We start from the raw sequence: 5914 nt of genomic DNA, 5'->3' as shown, positions 1-5914 counted from the left end.
GATATCCATTTCCCAGGAAGTTGTTTTTCTGAGGCTTGAGTGTCGTGAAAAACAACTCTGAAACAACTTTGCCAACAACTGTGTCTAGTTTAGAGCTCCCCTTTGTTGTGAAAAAGCAGGTCAGACAGGTTGTTGCTGGTTGTTTGCAGTTGTTTCGAGGTTGTTGTGGGTTGTTTGTCGTTGTCTAAGGTTTTCGCCTACGGGGCGATCCAGCGGGTGTTTGGGCCGCGCTGTGGTCCGGCGGGGTCGATGATGGCGCGGCCGAGAGTGCGCAGGTGGCGCAGGATATTGGTGACTTCAGTTCGGCTGAGTCCAGTGTCTTCAGCAAGTTCGGAAGAACGTAAAGACTCACCGGACTTCAGGCGTTCCTCTATCCACTCCTGGACGCTGACAGTAGATAGATCCCCCGGGGATTCCTTGTCCATTGCCTTACGCGCGAAGTCGCTCAGCACCCATTCTTTGGCATCCCTTACCTTTGTCAACAGGTCCCTTTCCTCGAGGACCGCCACGAGTTCCTCCATTTCGATGTCGGAAGTTTGAGTCTTTTTCTTTATCTGGTCGGCGGTGATAAGCGGAGCTTCCCACAAGTGCTTCAGTGTGAGGAGGGTATTAAGGTTGCCGATGAGTTGGGATCCCTTGACGTCCGCCAGGCGCTGTAGGCATCGAACGAAATCGACATCTGGCTTTCCTGCGGACATGATGACCTCCACGTCAGTGTCGGTGGCATCAACCTGTGGAATCTCACGACCAGTGGACAACATCGCGGCCCACATGCGGTCAAAACCGCGAGAAGACTCCTCCGCGAGGCCAAGCATGCGCATGCTTGCCATCAGACGCGGATTGCGAGGAATGGACTGAGTAGTGAGGAGACGATGGGGTTCCACGCCCACGGGCAGCGGCCCGGGTGAGAATATCTTCAGGGTCCGGGGTGATTGCTCAATGACGATGGGGCGGGAGAGCTGCCAATCGCGGTGAATAACCGCATTGGTGACGGCTTCATCCACGGCCTGAGACGGGAAGCGAGGAATGGCGAATTCTTGACCGTTATCCAGCTGGACGCGTTCGACCTCTTGGTCGCCGCGCTCAGCGATGAGGCGGCGGACTTGGGGGAGTGCCTGGATAAGCGGTGCAGAAATCTCAGTAACTTGCGGGTCGGCGCCCACCATCGGGCGCCACAGGTGGCGGATTATCACCTGGGGAACCTCTGGTGGGAGCAGGAGAATTTCGCCGGCACGCTTGAGCCGGCCAGCCTCGTCGATAAGTCCCAACTCGCGGAGGAGGCCCGTGGTCGTCTCGGGTGCGTGTGCGCTTTCGCCCGAGCGGCTGCGCTTTACCTGGAGGAGTCGTCGCGCTTCGTTGAGTGACGCAAGATCGATGTCTTGTGTGGCCTTCTGGGACAGGGAGTTGGAAAAGTCGGGGTTGGCGCGCACACGTGAAATAGCGCGACGTAGCTCTTCGGGGACGGGGGTGCAATCTGTTCCCACGCGGCGGGAAGCCTGCCCCTTCTTGCGACGATAGAAGGACAGGGCTTCCGGGATACGAACAAGAATAAGGCGGCAGCCGCGGTAGTCGAATTCGGTCGCTTCAACCCGCAGATTGGGCTCTGTTCCGTGGAAAACTTTCTTCTCGATCCTTCCCGGATCCATTGCCGTTCCCGAAAAACCTGCGGGGCCGGGTGTCTTGTCGGCGACACCGAGGACAATGTGCCCAGAACCGGTGTCGCCGTTAGCAAAGCACACGGACTCGTCGATAAGTTTTTCAATGATGTCGCCGTCCGGATTCCCGCTGCGGCGAGCGCCCACCTGGCGGGCGGCGGGGTCCTCTTTGAATTCGAGGACCTCTGATTCCACCGCGTCGGCCTTCGCCCCGGCCCAGATTGCATCCAGGGCATCGCGGACGTGGGCGGGGAGAAAATCAAGCTCGGGCACTGTTGAGTCCATGTTCTTATTGTACATTTCCCCAGGAAGTTGTTTTTCTGAGGCTTGAGTGTCGAGAAAAACAACTCTTAAACAACTTTGCCAACAACTGTGTCTGGTTTAGCGCTCCCATCGGTTGGAAAAGGGCAGTTCAAAAGGGTTGTTGCTGGTTGTTTGTAGTTGTTTCGAGGTTGTTGTGAGTTGTTCGCGGTAGTTGTAGGCAGCGGCATGCGGCCTGGAGAGGGCTGAACCAGGGCTAATCCAGCTCTTGGTTCAGCTCCTCGCGCACCTTGGTGATGATTTCACCAAGGAAGCCCTCGCAGCCATCGGTGATGTCAGGGAATGTGGAGTCATCTTCGAGAATTCCCAACGTAAACAACAGGTCGCGGGTGATGGCGTGCGTGTAGTCGTATTCCGGGTTGAACTCCCACTCGCCGCGGAATAAATGGACTAGTTCGAAGGAGAGTTGAGGAATGCCCTCCGGTTCGGCGTAGGCATAGGGGATGTTGTTCAGGACGACCTGCGTGGCCCAAAGCGGATCGCTCATCGCCTTGCGGCCATACTTGGTGAGCTTGATATCCTTCGTCGTGGTCTTGAGCCAATCTAGATCCGTCAAGAATCCGCGCAGGTTCAGCAGCGGCTGGTGGTAGTCCTCGCGCTTAACATCTTCAAAATCATTGGGGCTGTTCAGGCCCTCCTTGAGACGGGCGACGGCTGCTTGCTTGAGGTAGCCGGAACCGGTCAGGCGCGGAAATTCCTCGATGACCTCGAGGTATTCTCGTATTCGCTGGCCTACGTGGGCGGCGATGGCGTCGTTAAGCGCCGGCAGCTCGTAGTCAGGGCGCAGCTCCGGGTAGGCCTCGTGGATGTCCGCGCGCCATTGCTTCAGCATCTCCGGGGATGGCACCGGGATGTCCTCGAAGGGAGTGGAGCGGAAAGGATCGAGGGGGAGATCCCCAGGCAGCGCGGGCTTCGTGCCGCCCTCCAGGTTGGCGGCCTCCGTGCCCATGGTGGCCAGGCGCTGCGCCACGGCCGGCGGGAAGAACGTGGTGAGGCGCTGATGGATTTGGTCCAGTGTGTAGTTGGGGAAGAGAGCGAAGATGCGCTCCATGCTCTCCGTGGGCACGGCCATGTAGGCCATGGTCGCCTGGACATCGAGGACCACCTTGAACATCGCCTCGGCACTGCCCAGCTCACTCATGAGATCGGGACCCTCACCGGCGATGAGGGCTGGCAGCCCCATGACGACGCGTGAGGTGTCCGCCACGCTGATGCTGATATTCCAGGCGCCGTCCGAGGGGTGGTAGTGCGCTACCTCCCGGAATGTCTCGAAAAAATCCTGGTCAATGATGCTGAGGACATCGATCGGAGTGTCGTCACCACCCACGAGGATTCCCGGGTGGGAGGGCTCCAGCCCGAGTGCGGCGTGGACGATGATCATCATCTCGCCCACGGTGACTTCCGCGGGGGCGGCGACGAAGCGGGACGTGGTGAAGAAGGGATTCTCCACGTCGATGCGGACGTTCCTAGCGAGGTTCATAGTGACCGACAGTATTAGAAAACCGTGCTAGCCGCGCGCCAACGCTTCGCCCACGCGCTTGCCAGAGTGGATGCATCCGCCGAGGAAGGTGCCTTCCAGCGCATTCTTGCCATGCATGCCGCCACCGCCGAAACCGGAGGCCTCACCGCAGGCATAGAGGCCGGGGAGGACCGAGCCATCGGGGTTGAGGCACTGGCCGTCCAGGTTGGTCTCCAGGCCGCCGAGTGTCTTGCGGGTGAGGAACTTCAGGCGCACCGCGATGAGTGGGCCCTTGGTTTCATCCAGGATGCGGTGCGGGGGAGCAACGCGGATGAGCTTGTCGCCCAGGAAGCCGCGGGCGACGCGGAGGTAGTTGACTTGGGCGTCTTTGCTGAAGGGATTATCCAGCTGGGAATCGCGATCTTCCAGGACTTTTCTAAGTTGGGTTACTTCAATGGTGGGGGAGCCCTCCGGTGCAATGTGGTTCATTCCGGCGACGAGATCCTCCAGGTTGTCTTCCACGACCCAGTCGATTCCGTTATCCATGAAGGCCTTGACGGCCACGTGCGTGCCGGGGCCCAGCTTGCCGGCGAGCTTCTTGAATTCCTTATCCGTCAGATCCGGGTTCTGCTCCGAGCCGGAGAAGATGAACTCCTTGTCCACGATGGCCTTGTTGAGCACGAACCAGGAGTAACCGTGCCCGGTCTGGCCAATGTGGGCGAGCGCGGCCAGGTTATCGGTTCCGGGGAAGAGGTTGGTGGGCAGGCGGTTGCCTTCCGCGTCGAGCCACAGCGCCGAGGGCCCGGGGATGATGCGGATGCCGTGGCCCGGCCAGATGGAATTCCAGTTGCTCATGCCCTCGGTGTAGGCCCACATGCGGTCGGTGTTGACCACGGAGGCGCCGGCCTGCTGGGCGATGTCGATGCCGCGGCCGTCGACATGCGCGGGAACGCCCGTGACCAGTTCCTCCGGGCATTGACCCCAGCGCTGCGTCGGCCACATCTTGCGAACCTTCTCCAGGTTGCCTCCGATGCCGCCGGTGGCGATGACCACGGCGGAGCCGTGAAGCTCAAAGTGCTTGACGACGTCCCTCGGGCTCGCCTCACCACGCGCCTGGCTGGTGGGGGAGAGGACGCTGCCGCGCACGCCGACGACGCGCGGGTTTCCGCTGTCGTCGTTCTCAACGACGAGCTCATCCACGCGGTGGCGGAAGTGGAATTCTACCTGGCCTTTTTCCTCTGCCTTGAGGAGTGGTTCGCGGAACACGCGCACGACCTCCGGGCCCGTGCCCCACGTGAGGTGAAAGCGCGGTACGGAGTTGCCGTGGCCAGAGGCATCGCCCGAGCCGCGCTCGGCCCAGCCGATGGTGGGTAGGACGTTGAGGCCCAAGGACTTGAGGTAACCGCGCTTTTCATTAGCGGCGAAGCGTACGTATTCGCGGCCCCATTTCTCACCCCAGAAATCGTGCCGGTCATCCTCGGTCACTGGGTCATAGTCTGCGGAGTTGGCCCAGTCGCGCCAGGCCAACTCTTCGGAGTCCTTGACACGCATCATGGATTGCTCGGGGGAGTTGACATAAAACAGCCCGCCGAGGGACCAGAAGGCCTGGCCGCCGAGGTTGTTGCGATTTTCTTGTTCGAGGAAGATGACGTGCTTGCCGCCCTTGAGGGCCTCGTAGCCGGCGACCATGCCGGCGAGGCCGCTGCCGACGATGATGACGGAGCCAGTGACCAAGTTAGTTTCTTTCATGACAGTAATGATAAAAGAAACTCGCCCCAATCGTGTGACTTGGCTCGCACATCACCGTCTCTGTGCCGAGGTTGTGGCCTAGGCGTAGGTGGTGTTCACCTTCTCTACGAGGGTCAACACATCGTAGGTCGCCACGATCTCGTCCTCCTGGTTGTAGAGCACGGCATCCCAGCAGACTTCGCCGTAGTCATCGGTCACGCGCGGGGTGATGCGCTTGGCGGTCAGCTCCACGCGGATGGAATCGTCGTAGGTCACCGGCGTGATGAAGCGCAGGTTCTCCAGGCCGTAGTTGGCCAGAACCGGGCCCGGTGCGGGCTCCACGAAGAGGCCGGCTGCCCAGGAGACCAGGAGGTAACCGTGTGCAACGCGGCGCGGGAAGAAGGGGTTAGCGGTGGCGGCTTCCTCATCGGTGTGAGCGTAGAAGGTATCGCCGGTCTTCTCCGCGAACTCGAGGATTTCCTCGAGGGAGACGTGGCGCAGATCGGAGGCGAACTGGTCACCAATCTGCAGCGTGGCCAGGTCCTTGCGGAAGGGGTGGGTGCCCTGGCCATTCTTCACGTCGGCGCGGGTCACGCGCTGCACGGCCGCGCCGCGGTGCCACTGGCCCGTGATGGCGGTGAGGTGGTCCGGGGTTCCCTGGATGGCGGTGCGCTGCATGTAATGGTGGATGCCGCGCACACCACCCAGTTCTTCGCCGCCGCCGGCTCGACCCGGGCCGCCGTGGACGAGG

4 protein-coding genes are annotated in these 5914 nt (G+C 60.8%); all 4 read right to left on the bottom strand.

From position 1 onward, the window contains the following. Positions 1 to 197: 197 nt before the first annotated feature. Positions 198 to 1940 carry an RNA-binding domain-containing protein gene (locus RDN59_RS11040; RefSeq protein WP_308607885.1) on the bottom strand — a complete coding sequence of 581 codons (1743 nt, stop codon included), beginning with the start codon at positions 1938 to 1940 and terminating at the stop codon, positions 198 to 200. 232 nt (positions 1941 to 2172) lie between these two features. Then, positions 2173 to 3456, bottom strand: coding sequence for a hypothetical protein (locus RDN59_RS11035; protein WP_308607884.1), 1284 nt, complete (start codon positions 3454 to 3456; stop codon positions 2173 to 2175). A gap of 27 nt (positions 3457 to 3483) precedes the next feature. Then, on the bottom strand, positions 3484 to 5184 hold the full coding sequence (locus tag RDN59_RS11030) for an FAD-binding dehydrogenase (protein WP_308607883.1): 1701 nt from the start codon (positions 5182 to 5184) through the stop codon (positions 3484 to 3486). Between the two features lie 78 nt (positions 5185 to 5262). Continuing rightward, positions 5263 to 5914, bottom strand: a 652-nt coding sequence (locus RDN59_RS11025; protein ID WP_308607882.1) for a MaoC/PaaZ C-terminal domain-containing protein, incomplete at its 5' end; no start/stop codon positions are given.

Source organism: uncultured Corynebacterium sp. (assembly GCF_902489365.1).
GTDB lineage: Bacteria > Actinomycetota > Actinomycetes > Mycobacteriales > Mycobacteriaceae > Corynebacterium.
This window is presented reverse-complemented; position numbering and strand designations above follow the sequence as displayed.

Bases quoted from the DNA above. Each gene is read 5' to 3' on its own strand.
- RDN59_RS11030 (WP_308607883.1), bottom strand. From the start codon at position 5,184: ATGAAAGAAACTAACTTGGTCACTGGCTCCGTCATCATCGTCGGCAGC.
- RDN59_RS11035 (WP_308607884.1), bottom strand. From the start codon at position 3,456: ATGAACCTCGCTAGGAACGTCCGCATCGACGTGGAGAATCCCTTCTTC.
- RDN59_RS11040 (WP_308607885.1), bottom strand. From the start codon at position 1,940: ATGGACTCAACAGTGCCCGAGCTTGATTTTCTCCCCGCCCACGTCCGC.